General features: G+C 62.9%; 18 protein-coding genes. 3 read left to right on the top strand and 15 right to left on the bottom strand.

Features of this window, described 5'->3' with window-relative positions; translation table 11 throughout:
* Window positions 1-9: 9 nt before the first annotated feature.
* Together EDY99_RS24195 and EDY99_RS24190 are read right to left on the bottom strand one after the other, a co-directional pair.
* On the bottom strand, window positions 10-855 hold the full coding sequence (locus EDY99_RS24195; protein WP_049202360.1) for a fumarylacetoacetate hydrolase family protein: 846 nt from the start codon (window positions 853-855) through the stop codon (window positions 10-12).
* Between the two features lie 25 nt (window positions 856-880).
* Window positions 881-1,621 carry an SDR family oxidoreductase gene (locus EDY99_RS24190; RefSeq protein ID WP_033641771.1) on the bottom strand — a complete coding sequence of 247 codons (741 nt, stop codon included), beginning with the start codon at window positions 1,619-1,621 and terminating at the stop codon, window positions 881-883.
* 236 nt (window positions 1,622-1,857) lie between these two features.
* Between EDY99_RS24190 and EDY99_RS24185 the strand changes: the two genes are divergently transcribed.
* Both EDY99_RS24185 and ampH read left to right on the top strand, forming a co-directional pair.
* Window positions 1,858-2,616: a FadR/GntR family transcriptional regulator gene (locus EDY99_RS24185; RefSeq protein ID WP_033641770.1), complete on the top strand. Its 759-nt coding sequence runs from the start codon at window positions 1,858-1,860 to the stop codon at window positions 2,614-2,616.
* Between the two features lie 125 nt (window positions 2,617-2,741).
* The gene (ampH, locus tag EDY99_RS24180; protein WP_033651366.1) at window positions 2,742-3,884 is read left to right on the top strand and encodes a D-alanyl-D-alanine-carboxypeptidase/endopeptidase AmpH; all 1,143 of its coding nucleotides are present in this window, start codon (window positions 2,742-2,744) and stop codon (window positions 3,882-3,884) included.
* Window positions 3,885-3,917: 33 nt separating this feature from the next.
* Here the strand turns inward: ampH and hpaC are convergent, their stop codons facing one another.
* The 11 genes from hpaC to EDY99_RS24125 all read right to left on the bottom strand — a co-directional run bounded on the left by hpaC (window position 3,918) and on the right by EDY99_RS24125 (window position 14,577).
* Window positions 3,918-4,433 (bottom strand): 4-hydroxyphenylacetate 3-monooxygenase, reductase component, encoded by a 516-nt coding sequence (hpaC, locus tag EDY99_RS24175; protein WP_016929186.1) that lies wholly within the window; start codon window positions 4,431-4,433, stop codon window positions 3,918-3,920.
* 16 nt (window positions 4,434-4,449) lie between these two features.
* Window positions 4,450-6,012 (bottom strand): 4-hydroxyphenylacetate 3-monooxygenase, oxygenase component, encoded by a 1,563-nt coding sequence (hpaB, locus tag EDY99_RS24170; protein ID WP_043136111.1) that lies wholly within the window; start codon window positions 6,010-6,012, stop codon window positions 4,450-4,452.
* A 178-nt stretch (window positions 6,013-6,190) separates the two neighbouring features.
* A complete protein-coding gene (hpaA, locus tag EDY99_RS24165) occupies window positions 6,191-7,087 on the bottom strand; it encodes a 4-hydroxyphenylacetate catabolism regulatory protein HpaA (RefSeq protein WP_004933161.1) in 897 nt (298 codons plus the stop codon).
* A gap of 34 nt (window positions 7,088-7,121) precedes the next feature.
* Window positions 7,122-8,492, bottom strand: a complete 1,371-nt coding sequence (hpaX, locus tag EDY99_RS24160; RefSeq protein ID WP_116286734.1) for a 4-hydroxyphenylacetate permease — start codon at window positions 8,490-8,492, stop codon at window positions 7,122-7,124.
* Between the two features lie 3 nt (window positions 8,493-8,495).
* Window positions 8,496-9,290, bottom strand: a complete 795-nt coding sequence (gene hpaI / locus EDY99_RS24155; RefSeq protein WP_033641769.1) for a 4-hydroxy-2-oxoheptanedioate aldolase — start codon at window positions 9,288-9,290, stop codon at window positions 8,496-8,498.
* 76 nt (window positions 9,291-9,366) lie between these two features.
* The gene (gene hpaH, locus EDY99_RS24150) at window positions 9,367-10,170 is read right to left on the bottom strand and encodes a 2-oxo-hept-4-ene-1,7-dioate hydratase (RefSeq protein WP_004933170.1); all 804 of its coding nucleotides are present in this window, start codon (window positions 10,168-10,170) and stop codon (window positions 9,367-9,369) included.
* 14 nt (window positions 10,171-10,184) lie between these two features.
* Window positions 10,185-10,571 (bottom strand): 5-carboxymethyl-2-hydroxymuconate Delta-isomerase, encoded by a 387-nt coding sequence (locus tag EDY99_RS24145; RefSeq protein WP_004933172.1) that lies wholly within the window; start codon window positions 10,569-10,571, stop codon window positions 10,185-10,187.
* Window positions 10,572-10,621: 50 nt separating this feature from the next.
* Window positions 10,622-11,695, bottom strand: coding sequence for a 3,4-dihydroxyphenylacetate 2,3-dioxygenase (hpaD, locus tag EDY99_RS24140; protein WP_087762955.1), 1,074 nt, complete (start codon window positions 11,693-11,695; stop codon window positions 10,622-10,624).
* Between the two features lie 37 nt (window positions 11,696-11,732).
* A complete protein-coding gene (gene hpaE / locus EDY99_RS24135) occupies window positions 11,733-13,187 on the bottom strand; it encodes a 5-carboxymethyl-2-hydroxymuconate semialdehyde dehydrogenase (RefSeq protein ID WP_046688192.1) in 1,455 nt (484 codons plus the stop codon).
* Window positions 13,184-13,948: a fumarylacetoacetate hydrolase family protein gene (locus EDY99_RS24130; RefSeq protein WP_049202355.1), complete on the bottom strand. Its 765-nt coding sequence runs from the start codon at window positions 13,946-13,948 to the stop codon at window positions 13,184-13,186. The genes hpaE and EDY99_RS24130 overlap by 4 nt, the downstream gene beginning before the upstream one ends.
* Window positions 13,945-14,577, bottom strand: coding sequence for a fumarylacetoacetate hydrolase family protein (locus EDY99_RS24125; RefSeq protein ID WP_047572761.1), 633 nt, complete (start codon window positions 14,575-14,577; stop codon window positions 13,945-13,947). Before EDY99_RS24125 ends, EDY99_RS24130 begins: the two co-directional genes overlap by 4 nt.
* A 328-nt stretch (window positions 14,578-14,905) precedes the next feature.
* On the opposite strand from EDY99_RS24125, the gene hpaR reads away from it, so the two are divergent.
* A complete protein-coding gene (hpaR, locus tag EDY99_RS24120; RefSeq protein WP_042783637.1) occupies window positions 14,906-15,358 on the top strand; it encodes a homoprotocatechuate degradation operon regulator HpaR in 453 nt (150 codons plus the stop codon).
* A gap of 93 nt (window positions 15,359-15,451) precedes the next feature.
* Here hpaR and EDY99_RS24115 read toward each other — a convergent pair whose 3' ends face one another.
* Entirely contained in the window at window positions 15,452-16,243 is a 792-nt protein-coding gene (locus EDY99_RS24115; protein ID WP_123062142.1) for an SDR family oxidoreductase, read from the bottom strand.
* Between the two features lie 4 nt (window positions 16,244-16,247).
* Window positions 16,248-17,045 carry a molybdenum cofactor biosynthesis F family protein gene (locus tag EDY99_RS24110; protein WP_089192546.1) on the bottom strand — a complete coding sequence of 266 codons (798 nt, stop codon included), beginning with the start codon at window positions 17,043-17,045 and terminating at the stop codon, window positions 16,248-16,250.
* Window positions 17,046-17,053: the final 8 nt, after the last annotated feature.

The following is a 17,053-nucleotide window of genomic DNA, read 5'->3' as shown; positions in this document are numbered from 1 at the left end:
CGCTCCCGGTTAGGCCTGTACGGTTTGCTGGCGCTGTTCGCCCAGCCCTTCGATGCCCAGACGCATCGTCTGGCCCGCCCGCAGATAGATAGGCTGCGGTTTCTGCCCCATGCCGACGCCCGGCGGCGTGCCGGTGGAGATCACATCGCCCGGCTGCAGGCTCATGAAGCGGCTGAGGTAGCTGACGATCTGCGGAATGCGGAAGATCATGGTGCTGGTGTTGCCGTCCTGATAGCGCTTGCCGTCCACCTCCAGCCACAGGTTCAGACTGTGCGGATCGGCGATCTCGTCGGCGGTCACCAGCCAGGGGCCGATCGGCCCGAAGGTGTCGCAGCCTTTGCCCTTGTCCCAGGTGCCGCCGCGCTCAATTTGATATTCGCGTTCTGAGACGTCGTTGATCACGCAGTAGCCGGCGACGTGGCGCATCGCGTCTGCTTCGCTGATGTAGCGTCCGCCCTGGCCGATCACCACGCCCAGCTCCACTTCCCAGTCGGTTTTCTGCGAGCCGCGCGGGATCTCCACCCGATCGTGGGGGCCGATCACCGCGCTGGTCCATTTGTTGAACACCACCGGTTCCTCAGGAATGGCGGCACCGGTCTCCGCCGCGTGATCGGCGTAGTTCAGGCCGATGCAGATAAACTTGCCGATGCCGCCGACGCAGGCGCCGAGGCGCGGCTGCCCTTCGACCAGCGGCAGCGTGGCACTGTCCAGCGCGCGCAGTTTGGCGAGCGACGCCGGCAATAACGCGGCGCCCCCCACGTCGGCGATATGCTGCGACAAATCGCGCAGGCGGCCTTGCGCATCCAACATGCCGGGGCGCTCTTGCCCGGGTTGCCCGTAACGTAAAAGTTTCATGCCTTCCTCTCTCAAAAATGGCGGCTCAGTTGCTCCAGCCGCCGTCGATGATCTGCACCGTGCCGGTGGTGTACGAACTGGCGTCGGAGGCCAGATACAGCGCCAACTGGGCAATTTCCTCGGTGGTGCCGATGCGCCCGATCGGCTGGCGGGCGACGAACGCCTGATACACCTCTTGCTCGCTACGCCCCTGCTCGCGCGCCTGCTCGGCGATGCGCTGACGCAGCGACGGCGATTCCACCGTGCCGGGGCAAATGGCGTTGCAGCGGATGCCCTGGGTGACGTAATCCGCCGCCACCGAGCGCGTCAGGCCAATCACCGCCGCCTTGCTGGCGCCGTAGGCGAAGCGGTTCGGCACCCCTTTCACGCTCGAGGCCACCGAAGACATGTTGATGATCGAGCCTTTGCCGCGCGCCAACATGCCCGGCAGGAAGGCGCGGATCATGCGGAACATCGCAGTGACGTTGAGATCGAGCGCGAACGCCCACTGATCTTCGCTGCAATCGAGGATCGATCCGCTGTGCACCACGCCGGCGCAGTTGAACAGCACGTCGATCGGGCCGATCGCTTCCGCCGCCGCCGCGATGGCGGCCGGATCGGTGACGTTTAGCGTCAGCGCGCGGATCCCGGCGCAGTCCTGCAGGCGCTCGAGGTTGATGTCGCTGGCGATCACGTCGGCGCCGGCGGCGGCGAACAGCCTGGCGGTGGTGAATCCGATCCCTTGCCCGGCGGCAGTGATCAGTACGCGTTTCCCGGTTAAATCCATCTTGACTCCTCGGCCTAAAGGTCTAATGGTCAGGCCACTAAAGGCGGTTAAAGGTCAGGCCTCTAACATGACAAAAGACGCTTTACGCGTTATCGTTGGGGGAAGAAGTTAATAAAAACAGCCTTGAAACTGCATTTCAATTAACCATTTTTTTACACTTGAATAACGATTACTCAAGCGCCTTGTCGCATAATTGTGCGCCAAATCACTGAACGCCGAATCGTCAAAGGTCAAAAATGCCGATTACCCGACTGGAAAACCCAAGGATTTACAGACAGATAGCTGACCAGCTCAAACGTCTTATCGAGAACAACGAATTTCCGCCGGGCAGCCGCCTGCCCTCGGAGCGCGATCTTGCCCAGCAGTTGCAGGTCAGCCGCGCGTCGGTGCGCGAGGCGCTGATCGCGTTGGAAGTGATTGGCCTGGTGGACGTCAAGGTGGGCAACGGGGTGATCGTGCGTTCGCAAACGCCGCCGCCGGCGTCGCAAGAACCGGTCATGGCCCAGGCCGGCCGCAACCAGTGGGCGGAAATCGACGACGAACTGAATATCGAGCTGGATTTCAACGCCGAGCTGCCGCCGTTTTCACTGCTGCAAACCCGCCTGTTGATCGAACCGGAGACCGCCGCGCTGGCCGCGCGCCACGCCACCGACGAAGAGCTGGCGGGCATCCGCGCCGCCTATGAGCAGAACTGCCGCGATAACCGGGCCGGCTCCGCCACCCACCCCGGCGATCGGCTGTTCCACATCCGCATCGCCCAGGCCAGCGGCAACCCGGCCTATGCGTTCATCATCGGGCACCTGCTCGGCCACCGTTACGGCAGCATGTTCCGCGTGCTGCAGCGCCACTATACGCCGGACGACATGCCGCACCGTTCCGAGCTGGAACACCGGGCGATCCTGGCGGCGATCGAAGCGCGCGACGTGCGCGGTGCCCGCAAGGCGATGAAGGCGCACCTGGACGAAGTGATCGCCATTTTCGCCCGCGCGCAATAGGCCGCGGCGGTTAAAAATTTTTATCGCCACCGCTCTTTTTTCTACATGCAGCAGGGGCCTCGGGGCATTACACTGGGCGACGAATAACGCCCTTTCCCGCTGCATTGTTAAATGGATAACGACCGTTGAAGAACTCTGTCTCCGCTTTATTGCTGGCGCTGGGCCTGTGCGCCGCGCCGCTGGCCGTGCAGGCCGCGCCCCCGCAGCTGGCTTCGCAAATCGTCGACCAGTATGCCGAACATATTTTCTACAACAGCGGCGCCACCGGCATGGCGCTGGTGGTGATCGACGGCAATCAAGTGGTTAACCGCAGCTTTGGCGACACCAAGCCCGGCAACAACCTGCGCCCGCGCCCGGATTCGCTGATCCGCATCGCCTCGATCACCAAGCTGATGACCAGCGAAGTGATGGTGAAGATGGCGGCGGAAGGCCAGGTCAAGCTGACCGACCCGCTGCGCAAATATGCCCCCAAGGGCGCCTATGTGCCGGCTTACAACGCCGGCCAGCCGATCACCTTATTGAACCTGGCGACCCACACCAGCGCGCTGCCGCGCGAGCAGCCGGGCAAGAAGCCGCCGAAAACGCCGGTGTTCACCTGGCCGACCAAGGCCCAGCGCTGGCAGTGGCTGGCGCATGCCAACATCACGACGCCGCCGGGCGTGCACGCCGCGTATTCCAACCTGGCGTACGATCTGCTGGCCGATGCGCTGTCGCGCGCCGCGGGCAAGCCATACAACGCGCTGCTGAAAGAGAAAATCACCGCGCCGCTCGGCATGGTCGACACCACGCTGACGCCGAGCCCTGAACAATGCTCGCGCCTGATGGTGGCGGCGGCCGGCCCAAGCGCCTGTCGCGACACCACCGCCGCGGCCGGCAGCGGCGGCGTCTACTCCACCCCGCGCGACATGCAGCGCTGGATGCAGCAGTTCCTCTCCTCCAGCGCCAGCGGCCCGCGCAAAGCCACCGCCGCCAGCGAGCAAACCATGTACTTCCAGCGCCACGATCTGGTGTCGCTGAAGGGCATGGACGTGCCGGGACAAGCGGATGCATTGGGATTGGGCTGGGTGTATATGGCGCCGAAGGACGGGCTGCCGGGCATCATTCAGAAGACCGGCGGCGGCGGCGGATTCATCACCTACATGGCGATGATCCCGGCGAAAAACGTCGGGGTGTTCGTGGTGGTGACCCGTTCGGAGCTGAGCAAGTTCACCAACATGAGCGATCCGGTCAACCGACTGGTGAGCGATCTGGCGGCCAACAAGAGTTGAGATGGGGGGCGCAGCTGGCTGCGCCCCCAGGCGTCAGGCCGGCACCGCCATCTGATGAATCACCGGATGGAAGTTACGCTTGAAGTAGATCAGGCCGTTGCCCGCTTCGCTCAGCGCGATCTGCTTGATCTGCACCAGGTACATCTGGTGGGTGCCGATGCTCTGGATCTGCTCGATCTCCCCTTCCAGGCTGGCCAGGGTATTGCGCAGCACCGGCTGCCCCAGCGCGCCGAGCTGCCACTCTTCCAGCCGGAAACGATCTTCCATGCTGACGCCGGTCATGCCGGCGAAGTGGCGCGCCATCAGCTCCTGCTCGTGGTTAAGCACGTTGACGCACAGCCTGCGGTTTTCCTGAAACACCGGGTTCATCGCGCTGTTGCGGTTGATGCACACCAGCAGCGTCGGCGGCGTATCGGTCACCGAACACACCGCCGTGGCGGTGATGCCGCAGCGCCCCGCCGGGCCGTCGGTGGTGACGATATTCACCGCCGCCGACAGGCTGGCCATGGCGTCGCGAAAGCGCAGCCGCTGTTCATTTTCCTGAGACATACAACCTCCTCCTGAATTACTTCAGCAGATTATCCAACTGATTAATATCGTCATTGTTCCGCAGGTGCGGCACCTTCCAGCCGTGCTGATCGTAATCGGCCAGGCACTTGTCGACCATCTGCATCATGCGATCCATGTTGCCGGATCCCTGCGCGTGGCGCAGGCACTGCAGGCGGATCTCATCCTGGCTGCCGGCGTAGTTGATCTCATACAGCTCGTGGCGCCCGCCGAACTCGCTGCCGATCGCATCCCACATCAGTTTGAGGATCTTGATGCGCTCGACGTGATCCATGCCGTCCGATCCGCGCACGTAGCGCGCCAGGTACTTGTCGATCTCCGGGTTGTTCATGTCGCGCACGCTGGACGGCAGATAGATCAGGCCGCTGGTGACGTTCTTCTCGATGATGTGTTTCACCTTGGTGTAGGCCATCGGCGCCATCACGCGGTAGGTTTGCAGCGCGGCGGAATCCGGCAGGTAAGCGCCGTTTTCCCATTGAGTAGCTTCGGCGCACATCGCGTCGCTCAGCGACCAGAACAGGTTGCGCCAGGCCACCACTTCACCCAGATCGGCCTGTACGCCGCGGAACTCCAGCACGCCGGTGCACGAGAGGCTCTTTTGCAGCAGCGCGGTGATGAAATCCATCTTCACCGCCAGGCGCACGCAGGCCTGCAGCGGGAACAGCCGGGCGAAACCGCCCTGGGTGCTCCAGCGGCGACAGCGGTCGAAATCGCGGTAGATCAGCACGTTTTCCCACGGGATCAGCACATGATCCATGATCAGGATCGCGTCGTTCTCGTCGAAGCGGCTGGTCAGCGGGTAGTCGAACGGCGAACCGGTCGCGCCGGCCACCAGCTCGTAGGAGGCGCGCGAAATCAGCTTCACCCCTTCGGCGTCCATCGGCGCCACGAACATCAGCGCGAAGTCCGGGTTATCGCCCATCACCTGCGCCGAACCGAAGCCAATGAAGTTGTAGTGGGTCAACGCCGAGTTGGTGGCCACCACTTTGGCACCGCTGACCACGATGCCGGCGTCGGTCTCTTTCTCCACCTGAATGTAGACGTCCTTCACCTCATTGACCGGCTTGTGGCGGTCGATCGGCGGGTTGACGATGGCGTGGTTGAAATAGAGCCCGGTTTCCTGAATGCGTTTGTACCAGTGACGCGCGTTATCGGCGAACTGGCCGTAGAACTCCGGATAAGCGCCCAGCGCGCAGCCGAAGGCCGCCTTGTAGTCCGGCGTGCGCCCCATCCAGCCGTAGCTTTGGCGTGACCAGTCGGCGATGGCGTCGCGCTGCTGGCGCATCTCTTCCGGGCTGCGGGCGTAGCGGAAGAATTTGTGGGTATAGCCGCCGTTGCCGGTGTCGGTGTTCCAGCACAGGCGATCCTGGCTGGCCGGATCGTGCAGCGCGTCGTACAGCTGGCCGACTGACGCCGCCGCGTTGCGGAACGCCGGGTGCGTAGTCACGTCTTTCACGCGCTCGCCGTAAATGTAGATTTCGCGGCTGTCCTGCAAACTTTTCAGGTATTCGGCGCCGGTGAACGGGCGTTTGCTGTCGGCACGAAAGTCTTCTGGTTTCATCGGGTCTTCCTCGTCATCGGCATTTTTCAGGCCGTGGAGCCGGCCATTTGTTAAAATAATGTTTTCTTTTGGTTGCTTAATTGAAGCTGCCAAAGCCGGTTTCGAGAAGAGACTTTTGCGGCAATCGCCGGTACTTTTCAGGTCAGTTTGCCGCTTTCGCGGCAAACTGTGATCGCGGTTACGAAAGGGCGTGTTGCGCCGCGCGGTAGGTTGAAGGGGAACAGCCTTCCAGCCGATTGAAAAAACGGGCGAAATAGGCCGGATCCTTGAAGCCGAGGCTGTAGGCGGTTTCATGCACCGTGCAGGCGCTGAACAGCAGCATGCGCTTGGCCTCGCGCAGCAGCCGATCGAAGATCAGTCGCTTGGGCGGCCGGTTGGCGAAGCGCCGACACAGGTCGTTGAGCCGCGATTCGGTCACGCCCAACGCCTGCGCATACTCCGGCACCGGCAGATGCTCGCGGAAACGCTCGTCCACCATCTTGTTGAAGCGTTGAAACAGCTGCAGTTCGCCGCGCACGCCGCTGTTGGCGCTGTCTTCCAGCGCGGTGTTGCGCAGCAGCAACGTGAACACCGCCTGCGCCAACAGCGCCAGCGTCTGTTCGCGCCCGGCCAGGTTCTGCGCGAACTCGCGGCGGATCAGCGCCCAATAATGGCTGAGCGCCGTCAGCTCCTGCGGCGCATCGGCCAGCGACAGGCAGATGCCCGGCATGTCCAGCGCCAGATTGCTGCCGGGATACAGGCGCTCCAGCAGTGGCCAAATCAACTCCTGACGCACCGTCAGCACGTGGCCGTCGCTGTCCGGTTCGGTGAAAAACGCATGCGGCACCGACGGCGGCGTGAGGATGAACAGCGGCGCCTGCACCGAATAGTGCTGATCGTCGAGCTGCAGCTCTATCTTGCCGGTCTCCAGAAAATGCACCTGGAAGAAGCAGTCGTGCCAGTGCACCTGCATGTCGCGGCCGAAGAACGCCGCCAGCCCGGCGAAGGTTTCGTAGTGCACCTCGTCGGCGGCGTAGCGCGCGTCATACTCTTTGCAAATATCGATGTTGGCGATAAAACCGGTACTTTTCCGCACCTCATTACCTCCTGCAATCCTGCCTATCTGCGTATCAAGGCGTCGCTCTCGGGCGCGAATCCTTCATCGGGATGCGCCACACCAGCACGGCGCCGACGATCAACAGCGCCGAGACGAAATACAGCCCGGAGTTGAAGCTGCCGGTCATGTCCTTGAACCAGCCGATCAACAGCGGGCTGAGCGCCGATCCGATATTGCCGGTGGCGTTGATCACGGCGATCCCCACCGCCCGCGCTTCCAGGCTGATCGACTGATCCGGCGTGGTCCAGAAGATCGCCATGGCGGTAAAGGAACCGACCGACGCCATCACGATCCCCAGCAGTTGGATCAGGCTGTGATCGGTGGCGGAAGCCAATAGCCAGCCGGCAGCGGCGAACAGATACGGCAGCGCGGTGTGATGCTTACGCTCCTGCAGCCTGTCGGATCGTTTGCTCCACCACACCATGCCGGCGATGGTGCAGATCTGCGGGATCGCCGCCAGAATGCCGATCGTCACGTTGCTGCTGCCCTGGTTGAAGCTCTGCAGGATCTGCGGCGTCCAGATGTTGATCGCGCTCAGGGTGTTGGTCAGACAGAAATAGGCCAGCGTGTACATCAACACGATCGGCGTGAAGATCTCGCGCCACAGGCTGCGCTGCTGCAGCGCGCGGTGGCTGCTCGGCCCGTTGGGTTGCACCAGCTGCAGCTTGTCGGCCTCCATCATCGCCTTCAGGCTGGCTTTTTCATCGTCGGTCAGCCACTTGGCCTTGGCCGGGGTGTCGTCGAGGTAGAACCACACCACCACGCCCAACAGCACCGACGGGATCCCTTCCAGCAGGAACAGCCACTGCCAGCCCTTCAGGTTCATCACCCCGTCCAGCGCCAGAATATAGCCGGAGACCAGCGAACCGATCGCCATGGTCACCGGCATGGCGATCATGAACAAGGCGTTGGCCCGGGCGCGGTAAAACGCCGGGAACCAGTAGGTGAGGTACACCAGAATGCCCGGCAGGAAGCCGGCCTCGGTGATGCCGACGATCATGCGCAGCACATACAGGCTGGTCGGCCCGGTGGCGAACATCGTGCAGGTGGAAGCGATGCCCCACAGCACCATGATGGTGGCGATCCAGCGCCGCGCGCCGACCCGGCTCAGCATCATGTTGCTCGGAATGCCGAAGATCACGTAGGTGGCGTAGAACAGCGTCGCCGCCAGCCCGAACATGGTCGAGCTGAGGCCGAGATCCTTGCCCATCGTCAGCCCGGCGAAGCCGATGTTGATGCGGTCGAGGAAAGAGAAAACAAACAACACGAACAGGAAAATAATCAGGCGCCGAAACAACTTTTTAATCACCGATTGCTCGGCGGCGGTTAACGCTTTATGTTGCTGCGCCGGGTTGGCCGGCGGCAGCGAATCGACGTGGTTCATGGTTCAGTAGACTCCCGATGAAGGCGCTTGCGCCCCGCCCTGTTTGAACTCGTTCGCCAGGGCTTCCGCCGCCCGCGCCAGCAGGGTGGTATCCACCCCTACCGCGACGAACAGCGCGCCGGCTTCCAGATAGCGCTGCGCCAGCGCCTTGTTGGCCATCAAAATGCCCGGCGCCTTGCCGGCAGCGCGGATGCGCGCAATGGCGTCATCGATGGTGCGCTGCACCTCCGGATGCTGCGGATTACCGGCGAAGCCCATGTCGGCGCTGAGATCCGCCGGGCCGATAAACACGCCGTCCACCCCTTCCACCTGCAGGATCGCCTCCAGGTTTTTCACCGCCTCGCGGGTTTCAATCTGCACCAGCACGCACATCTGCTCGTCGGCCTGCTGCAGGTAATCGGGCACTCGGTTCCAGCGCGAGGCGCGCGCCAGGGCGCTGCCGACGCCGCGCACCCCGTGCGGCGGGTAGCGCGTGGCGCGCACCGCGTCGCGCGCCTGTTCGGCGTTCTGAATCATCGGGATCAATAAGGTTTGCGCGCCGACATCCAGCAACTGCTTGATGATCACCGCGTCGTTCCACGGCGGCCGCACCACCGGCTGGCTCGGGTAAGGGGCGACCGCCTGCAGCTGCCCGAGCACCGTCTGCACGTTGTTGGGCGCATGTTCGCCGTCGATCAACAGCCAGTCGAAACCGGCGCCGGCCAACAGTTCGGCGCTGTAGCTGCTGCACAGCCCGAGCCACAGCCCGATCTGCGGGCGTTTTTCCTGCAGCGCTCGCTTGAAGTGGTTGGTTAACATCGCATTCTCCCTGACAAGCGGGCGCGGCGCGTGGCCCCCGCCCGGTTATTGCGGCTCGGTTCGCCGAGCCTGCTTATTAGACGAAGCGGCAGCTGATGCAGCCCATCGGGCCGTAATCGACGTGGAAAGTATCGCCGCGCCGCGCCGGCACCGGCCGGGTGAAAGAACCGCCGAGGATCACCTGCCCCGCTTCCAGCTCCACCTCATACGGCGCCAGCTTGTTGGCCAGCCAGGCCACGCCGTTGGCCGGATGATTGAGCACCGCCGCCGCCACGCCGGACTCTTCAATCACGCCGTTGCGGTACAGCAGCGCAGAGATCCAACGCAGATCCAGCGCATCCGGCTTGATCGGCCGCCCACCCATCACCACCCCGGCGTTAGCGGCGTTGTCGGAGATGGTGTCGAACACCTTGCGCGGCCGCTGCGTCTCGGGATCGACGTTATGGCTGCGCGCGTCGATGATCTCCAGCGCCGGAATGACGTAGTCGGTGGCGTTGTAGACGTCGAACAGCGTGCAGTTCGGCCCGCGCAGCGGCTTGGCCAACACGAAAGCCAGCTCCACCTCCACCCGCGGCACGATAAAGCGATCGATCGGAATGTCGCTGCCGTCGTTGAAGAACATGTCGTCCAGCAGCGCGCCATAGTCCGGCTCGGTGATCTGCGAGCTGACCTGCATGGCGCGTGAGGTCAGGCCGATCTTGTGGCCTTTGAGCGTGCGCCCCTCGGCGATCTTCAGTTCCACCCACTGCCGCTGAATGGCATAGGCGTCTTCAATGGTGATCTCGGGATGATCGAGCGACAGCGCGCGGATCTGCTCACGACTCTTTTCCGCCTGATGCAGGCGCTGCACGGCGCGGTTAACCTGCTCTTTATCCAGCATGTACGACCCCTTATTCACGCTTTATTGAACAGCGCGTGGACATTGTTCTGTTTGTAATTCAGCACCGGATCCAGCTCTTCCATGGTGAAAGAGAGCGCCAGGTAACGCTGCGCCATCAGCGCGGCGAAGTGTTCCTTGATCAGCGCAAACAGCATCTCGCCCACCTGCTGACGGCTTTCCAGACTGCGGCCGTGGCCGATTTTCAACGTCATGTGCACGAAGGCGTAATCCTGCTTGCCGTCAGCCATCTGCCAGGTATCGAGCCAGATGGCCCGGCTGCGCACGCCGGCCAGCGGGAAGATGCCGGTCGCCGCCAGCGCCTCGTTGACCTTGGCGAACAGGGTGGGCAAATCCGCCTCGCGGCGGATGTTGTCGGTACATTCAGCGTAAAAATGGGGCATAGCGTTCTCCAGACGGCAAATATGCGCGGGCGCGGCCCGCGCAGCGGCATTTACAGCGTATTGCCAAGCTTGAAACCTTTTTCCGTATCGCCCTCACGGGTATAGGAAAAACCGTCTGCGCCGATGGTGACGGCCATTTCGCTGGGCGCACTGCGCTCGATGACCGGCTGTGGCTGCCCATCGAGATCCAGCACCAGCGATCCTTCGGTATACCAGCTCGGCACCACTGGATTGCCCCACCAGTCGCGGCGCTGGTTGTCATGCACGTCCCAGGTCACGGTCGGGTTGTCCGGATCGCCGGTGTAGTAATCCTGCGTGTAGATTTCCACGCGGTGGCCATCGGGATCGCGCAGGTAGAGGTAGAACGCGTTAGAGACGCCGTGACGGCCGGGGCCGCGTTCGATCAAATCGGATTTGCGCAGCGCGCCGAGCTTGTCGCAGATGGCCAAAATATTGTGCTTTTCATGGGTGGCGAAGGCGATGTGGTGCATGCGCGGCCCGGCGCCGCCGGTCATTGCGGTATCGTGCACCGTCGCCTTGCGGCGCATCCAGGCGGCGTAAACCACGCCGTCTTCATCGCGGATGTCTTCCGTTACGCGGAAGCCCAGCCCCTGGATGTATTCCACAGCGCGCGGCACGTCAGGGGTGATTTGGTTAAAGTGGTCGAGGCGCACCAGCGCGCCCGGCGTATACAGATCGTAGCGCCAGGCCAGGCGCTCGACGTGCTGCACGTCGTAGAAAAACTCATACGGGAAACCGAGCGGATCCTCTACCCGCACCGCATCGCCGATGCCTTTGGCGAACCCGTTCACCCGCCGCTCGGTACGGCAGCCAAGCGCCTTGAAATACGCTTCGGCGCGATCGACGTCTTCCGGCGTGCGCACGCGGAAAGCAAACGCCGCCACGGCGGCGACCGGGCCTTCGCGCAGCACCAGGTTATGGTGAATGAACTCTTCCATCGAACGCAGGTAGAGGGTTTTGTCATCTTCGGCGGTCACGACCAGGCCGAGGATATCGACGTAAAATTCGCGTGCGGCTTTAAGGTTCGTGACCTGAATTTCCATGTAGGCACAGCGCACGACGTCGGGAGCAGGGACAGCATCAGTGGTAAGTTTTGTCGTCATTGTTCTCATCTCTTTCGTTATTATTGTGGCCTGAGGCTCAAACGCCCCATTTCGGGATCGGGTGGTTGCCCATGGAAATGCACACGTTCTTCATTTCGGCGAACACTTCGAAGCTGTATTCGCCGCCTTCGCGGCCGGTGCCGGAGGCTTTCACGCCGCCGAACGGTTGGCGCAGATCGCGTACGTTTTGGGTGTTGACAAAAACCATGCCCGCTTCAATGCCGCGGGCCAGGCGCAGAACCTTGCTCACATCCTGCGTCCAGATGTACGACGCCAGGCCGTACTCCACGTCGTTGGCCATGCGCAGGCCGTCTTCTTCTGATTTGAACGGCAACAGGCAGGCCACCGGCCCGAAGATCTCCTCCTGCGCCACGCGCATCCGGTTGTCGACATCCGCCAGCACCGTCGGGCGCAGGAAGTTGCCGTGGCTTAAGCCGGCCGGTTTGTCCGGGCCGCCGGCCAGCAGGGTCGCCCCTTCTTCCACCCCGAGGCGGATATAGCCGGAGACTTTTTCCCAGTGCTGCGGGCTGATCAGCGCCCCCACCTGGGTGTTGGGATCTTGCGGATCGCCCACGCGCAGGCGGTTGGCGCGCTCGGCGAAACGTTTGACGAATTCCGGGTAGATGCTCTCCTGAATGAAGATGCGCGAACCGGCGGTGCAGCGTTCGCCGTTGATCGAGAAGATGGTGAACAGCGCGGCGTCGAGCGCCCGCTCGATGTCGGCGTCTTCAAAGATCAGCACCGGCGACTTGCCGCCGAGCTCCATGGAGAATTTCTTCAGCCCGGCGCTTTCGATGATGCGTCGGCCGGTGGCGGTGCCGCCGGTGAAGGAGACCGCGCGCACATCTTTATGGCGCACCAATGCGTCGCCGGCGGTGGCGCCGTAGCCCTGCACCACGTTCAGCACCCCGGCCGGAATGCCGGCTTCCAGCGCCAGCTCGCCCAGGCGATCGGCGGTCAGCGGCGACAGTTCGGACATTTTCAGCACCGCCGTGTTGCCCAGCGCCAGGCAAGGCGCGGTTTTCCAGGTGGCGGTCATGAACGGCACGTTCCACGGCGACACCAGCGCGCATACCCCCACCGGCTGCACCAGCGTGTAGTTGAGCATCTTGTCGTCCACCGGGTAGGTCTTGCCGTTCATCTGCTGGCACACCTCGGCGAAGAACTCGAAGTTGTGCGAAGCGCGCGGGATCAGCACGTTTTTGGTCTGATGGATCGGCAGGCCGGTGTCGGCGGTTTCCAGTTCGGCGATCTGCGGCACGTTCTGGTCGATCAGCTCGCCCAGGCGGCGCATCAGGCGCGCGCGCTCTTTCATCGGCGTGTTGGCCCACTTGGGGAACGCCTCTTTCGCCGCCGCCACCGCCTGGTCTATCTCCAGCTGGCCGCCGGAGGCCACCTCCGCCAGCACCTCGCCGTTCGCCGGGTTGGTGGTGGTGAAATACTCTTTGCTGGCGACGTTCTTGCCGTTGATCCAGTGGTTGATGGTTTTCATCGCAGGCTCTCCTCGTAATCTTTTTCACTGATAATGTGGTTAACCAGACGGCCGATGCCCTCGATTTCCACCACCACTTCGTCGCCCGGCTGCACGTCGGCCAGCCCTTTCGGCGTGCCGGTGGCGATCATGTCGCCCGGCTGCAGCGTCATGAATTCGCTCAGGTAGGCGACCAGGAACGGAATGTCGAAAATCATGTCGGCGGTGCTGCCGCGCTGGCGCAGCTCGCCGTTGACGTAAGTGCTGAGCGCCAGGCGGTGCGGATCGGCGACGTCGTCGCGATCGACGATGTAAGGCCCGATCGGCGTCAGGGTGTCGCGGCTCTTCACCCGCAGATTCGGCCGGTAGTAGTTTTCCAGGTAATCGCGAATGGCGTAGTCGTTGCACAGGGTGTAGCCCGCCACATACTCCATGGCGTGCTCGCGGCTGACGTTGCGCGCGGTCTTGCCGATCACTGCCACCAGCTCGGCTTCGTAATGCATGTACTCCACGCCGGCCGGGCGCACCGACACCTGGCGGTGACCGGTCAGGGTGTTCGGTGCCTTGAGGAACACCAGCGGCTCTTCCGGCGCCTTGAATTCCAGCTCGCTGGCGTGGTCGGCATAGTTCAGCCCCAGGGCGAACACCGTGCCCTGCGCCGGCGGCAGCCATTCCACTTCGCGCTCCTGCAGCACCTCGCCGTTCGGCAGCGTGACGCGCAGCTGCTCGTCCACCTGCACGTTGAAGATCTGGCCATGATGGCGAATACGGGCATGTTTCATGATGCGGCTCCTGCCTGGGTGACGCGGTTGGTCAGCGTGGGCAGGCCGGCGGCGCGCACCGTCACCTCATCCCCCGGTTTGATCTCCACCCGCTGGTGCGGGGTGCCTATCAGCACCGCATCGCCCGGCTGCAGGGTGATAAAGTCGCTGATGGCGGCGATCAGCTCCGGCACCGAGCGCACCAGATCGGCGGTGGACCAACGATCCTGCTCCACGCCGTTGATCTCGGTGACGATCTCCAGCCGATCGGCGTTCTCCAACTGCCCCATCTCCCCCAGCGGGCAGAAGCCGTCGCGGCATTTGGCCTTGATCGCCGGGCGATAGAAGCTGCTCTCCGGCAGGCTGACGTCGTTGGCCAGCGCGTAACCGGCCAGATAACGGCTCACCTGCGCCGCCGGCACCTTGCGCGCGGTGTCGCCGATGATCACCGCCAGCGTGCCGCCGCTCTGCACGGTTTCACCGGCCGGAAACGGGATCGCCCCGCCGTTGGCGAGGTGGGTATTGCGCGGTTTGATAAACCACACCGGGGTTTTGGGCGGGGTTTGATACGGCGGCTGGTGAAACGCCTGATCCCAGGCGTCCAGTTGGCTGCGGTGGTTCAGCGCAACGGAAAATACGGTGCCTTTCATGCGAACTCCTCCAATGGCAAAAACATGACAACCGGCATTCATTAATATATTAATGATTACTTTTATACGCTGTGCAGCTTTTACGCAACGCGCTTGGAGTGATTTGTGATCGTGATAACAAAATATTCACAAATTACGAACATTAGCGTGATTATTCAATGCATTAACCATTTTTCACGCCATTTTTAGCTGCGCCTCGCATTTTTGCTTTATCCCTACGGGTAACTTTGGCTACTATTAAGTTATTAACAAAATCGGGCTTTGCGGGGCAGGCGCCCCCATAACGAGCGCCGTAACAACGAACACCTTGATAGCTAAGGCCAAACTTATGCATGAATCGTTAACCATCGCCCTGCTGCAGGCGCGTGAAACCGCCATGGGGTTCTTCCGCCCGATCCTGAAAAGCCACAATCTCACCGAGCAGCAGTGGCGCATCATCCGCGTGCTGGCCAACAGCCGTTCGATCGAATTCCACGAACTGGCGGCGGAAACCTGCATCCTGCGTCCCAGCCTGACCGGCATTCTGTCGCGCATGGAGCGCGATAAGCTGATCTTCCGCCTTAAACCGGTCAACGATCAGCGCAAGCTGTACGTGTCGCTGACCCAGCAGGGTCAGGAGCTGTATGAAGTGGCGCGCCATCAGGTGGAACAAGGCTACGCCGAGATTGAAGCCGCCTTTTCACGGCAAAAAATGGACCAGCTGATGACGTTGCTGGACGAGCTGATCACCCTGGGCGACAGCCTGCCCGCCAACGTCACCGCGCATCCCGCCAAGAAGTGATTTAACCCACCGGAATTCTCACATTAATTGGTGTTGCCAAGGCGTAAATCCCCAGTCGCTTACTCAAGTAAGCGACTGGGGTACGTGGCTGCGTCAAGTAAGCAGAGAATTCGTTTCCGGCAACAGCGCGCCGCCGTCCACCACCAGCGTCTGGCCGGTGATGTAGGCCGCCACCGGCGAGGCGAGAAACACCATCGCCGCGGCGATGTCTTCCGGTTCCCCCAGCCGCCCGAGCGGTACCGAGGCGGCGATCGCCTGATTCACCTGCGCGTCGCCCAGGTTGGCCATCGCCGGCGTGCGGATCATCCCCGGCTCCACGCCGTTGACGCGAATGTTCTCCGCCGCCAACTCCAGCGCCGCCGCGCGAATAAAGCCGTTTACCCCGGCCTTGGAGGCGGCGTAATGCGCCAGTCCCGGATACGCCACCCGCGGGCCGGTCACCGACGAGGTCACCAGCAGGCTGCCGCCGCCGGCGCGGCGCATCCACGGCAGCGCCGCCTGCGCCAGAAAGAACGGCGCCATCAGATTGACGCTCAGCGTGCGTTGCAACAGGGCCGCGTCGATGGCGGTAAACGGCGTCAGCGGAAAATAGGCGGCGTTGTGGATCACCACGTCCAGCCGTTGGTGCCGCTCGCCCACCGCCGCCACCAACTCGGCAATCTGCCCCGGCTCGGCCAGATCGCAGGCCAGCGCCTGTACGTTCCACCCTTCGCCCCGCAGCGTTTGCGCCGCCGCCTGCGCCTGCGGCAGCTGCACGTCCGCGATCGTCACCTCGGCGCCCAGCCGGGCAAAGGCGCTGACGATCGCCAGCCCAATGCCCTGCGCGCCGCCGGTCACCAGCACCGCCTGCCCGGCGAAGGCCTCGGCCGCATAGGTTGCGCTCATCGGCCTATCCTCGCGGGTGGCGCGTGGTGTTCAGCACCTGTGCGTGGGCGCCCACCGCAAAGTTGCTCAGCGCGCTGAAATCGCTGCCCTGATAACCGAGGATCTTGCCGTCGGTGCGCATGCCCTGCAGATCGATCATCACCACGCCCAGCGTCGGAATGATCTTCTCGCGCCAGACGAACAGATAAAGCTGCTCCGCCACCTTCACGTAGTGGCAGCGATCGACGTCCGCCAGCCCCTTCTCCACTCCGTCCAGACACTGCCAGGCGTAGAAGTTGTCGTTCAGGTAGATGTGCTCGTACCGTTCGGTCGGGCTGTAGGTGTACATGTTGCGCATGCCGATCAGCTCATCGGTAAAGCCCGGCGGCGCCACGTCGGCGTCATCCAGCGTGCCGAAGCGGAATTCGGCCTCGACCGCGGTCAGCGGCAGCCCCTGCTCCACCCGGCTAAAGGCGTCGAGCCGCGCCTGCGCTTCGTCCGGCAGTTGGCCGTATACCGCAGTGAAGTTGCCCTGATTGCGGTCGCACACCAGCGTAATGCTGGCGTTGGCGCGGGCGGGATCGAGAAAATCGATGAACAGCACGCCGGGGCGAATGCTGGTGGCGCGATAGGCGATACCGCGCCGCTCCCCCCACTCCAGCGTCTGCGCATCGGTAAACCGACAGCGCTGCGTCGCGCCGTCGCTGAAACGCAGCGTCAGCGTGGTGCCCGCCAGGCCGTGCTGGCGTTCCAGCGTATTGCTGTGCGGCGCAAAGCCTTCCGCCAGCGCGCCAACCTGAATGAATACCGCTTCTGAACTCATGGAATGCT

It is taken from the genome of Serratia sp. LS-1 (genome assembly GCF_003719595.1).
Taxonomy (GTDB): domain Bacteria; phylum Pseudomonadota; class Gammaproteobacteria; order Enterobacterales; family Enterobacteriaceae; genus Serratia; species Serratia ureilytica.
Note: the sequence above shows the minus strand (reverse complement) of the source record. Positions and strands in the feature narration are given on the sequence as shown.

What these genes read in the sequence shown, in the direction of transcription:
- EDY99_RS24130 (WP_049202355.1), bottom strand. Translation starts at nt 13,948, where the DNA reads ATGAAACATGCCCGTATTCGCCATCATGGCCAGATCTTCAACGTGCAG.
- hpaB (WP_043136111.1), bottom strand. Translation starts at nt 6,012, where the DNA reads ATGAAACCAGAAGACTTTCGTGCCGACAGCAAACGCCCGTTCACCGGC.
- hpaI (WP_033641769.1), bottom strand. Translation starts at nt 9,290, where the DNA reads ATGTTAACCAACCACTTCAAGCGAGCGCTGCAGGAAAAACGCCCGCAG.
- hpaD (WP_087762955.1), bottom strand. Translation starts at nt 11,695, where the DNA reads ATGACGACAAAACTTACCACTGATGCTGTCCCTGCTCCCGACGTCGTG.
- hpaX (WP_116286734.1), bottom strand. Translation starts at nt 8,492, where the DNA reads ATGAACCACGTCGATTCGCTGCCGCCGGCCAACCCGGCGCAGCAACAT.
- hpaC (WP_016929186.1), bottom strand. Translation starts at nt 4,433, where the DNA reads ATGTCTCAGGAAAATGAACAGCGGCTGCGCTTTCGCGACGCCATGGCC.
- hpaE (WP_046688192.1), bottom strand. Translation starts at nt 13,187, where the DNA reads ATGAAAACCATCAACCACTGGATCAACGGCAAGAACGTCGCCAGCAAA.
- EDY99_RS24195 (WP_049202360.1), bottom strand. Translation starts at nt 855, where the DNA reads ATGAAACTTTTACGTTACGGGCAACCCGGGCAAGAGCGCCCCGGCATG.
- EDY99_RS24125 (WP_047572761.1), bottom strand. Translation starts at nt 14,577, where the DNA reads ATGAAAGGCACCGTATTTTCCGTTGCGCTGAACCACCGCAGCCAACTG.
- hpaH (WP_004933170.1), bottom strand. Translation starts at nt 10,170, where the DNA reads ATGCTGGATAAAGAGCAGGTTAACCGCGCCGTGCAGCGCCTGCATCAG.
- EDY99_RS24110 (WP_089192546.1), bottom strand. Translation starts at nt 17,045, where the DNA reads ATGAGTTCAGAAGCGGTATTCATTCAGGTTGGCGCGCTGGCGGAAGGC.
- EDY99_RS24190 (WP_033641771.1), bottom strand. Translation starts at nt 1,621, where the DNA reads ATGGATTTAACCGGGAAACGCGTACTGATCACTGCCGCCGGGCAAGGG.
- EDY99_RS24145 (WP_004933172.1), bottom strand. Translation starts at nt 10,571, where the DNA reads ATGCCCCATTTTTACGCTGAATGTACCGACAACATCCGCCGCGAGGCG.
- EDY99_RS24115 (WP_123062142.1), bottom strand. Translation starts at nt 16,243, where the DNA reads ATGAGCGCAACCTATGCGGCCGAGGCCTTCGCCGGGCAGGCGGTGCTG.
- EDY99_RS24185 (WP_033641770.1), top strand. Translation starts at nt 1,858, where the DNA reads ATGCCGATTACCCGACTGGAAAACCCAAGGATTTACAGACAGATAGCT.
- hpaR (WP_042783637.1), top strand. Translation starts at nt 14,906, where the DNA reads ATGCATGAATCGTTAACCATCGCCCTGCTGCAGGCGCGTGAAACCGCC.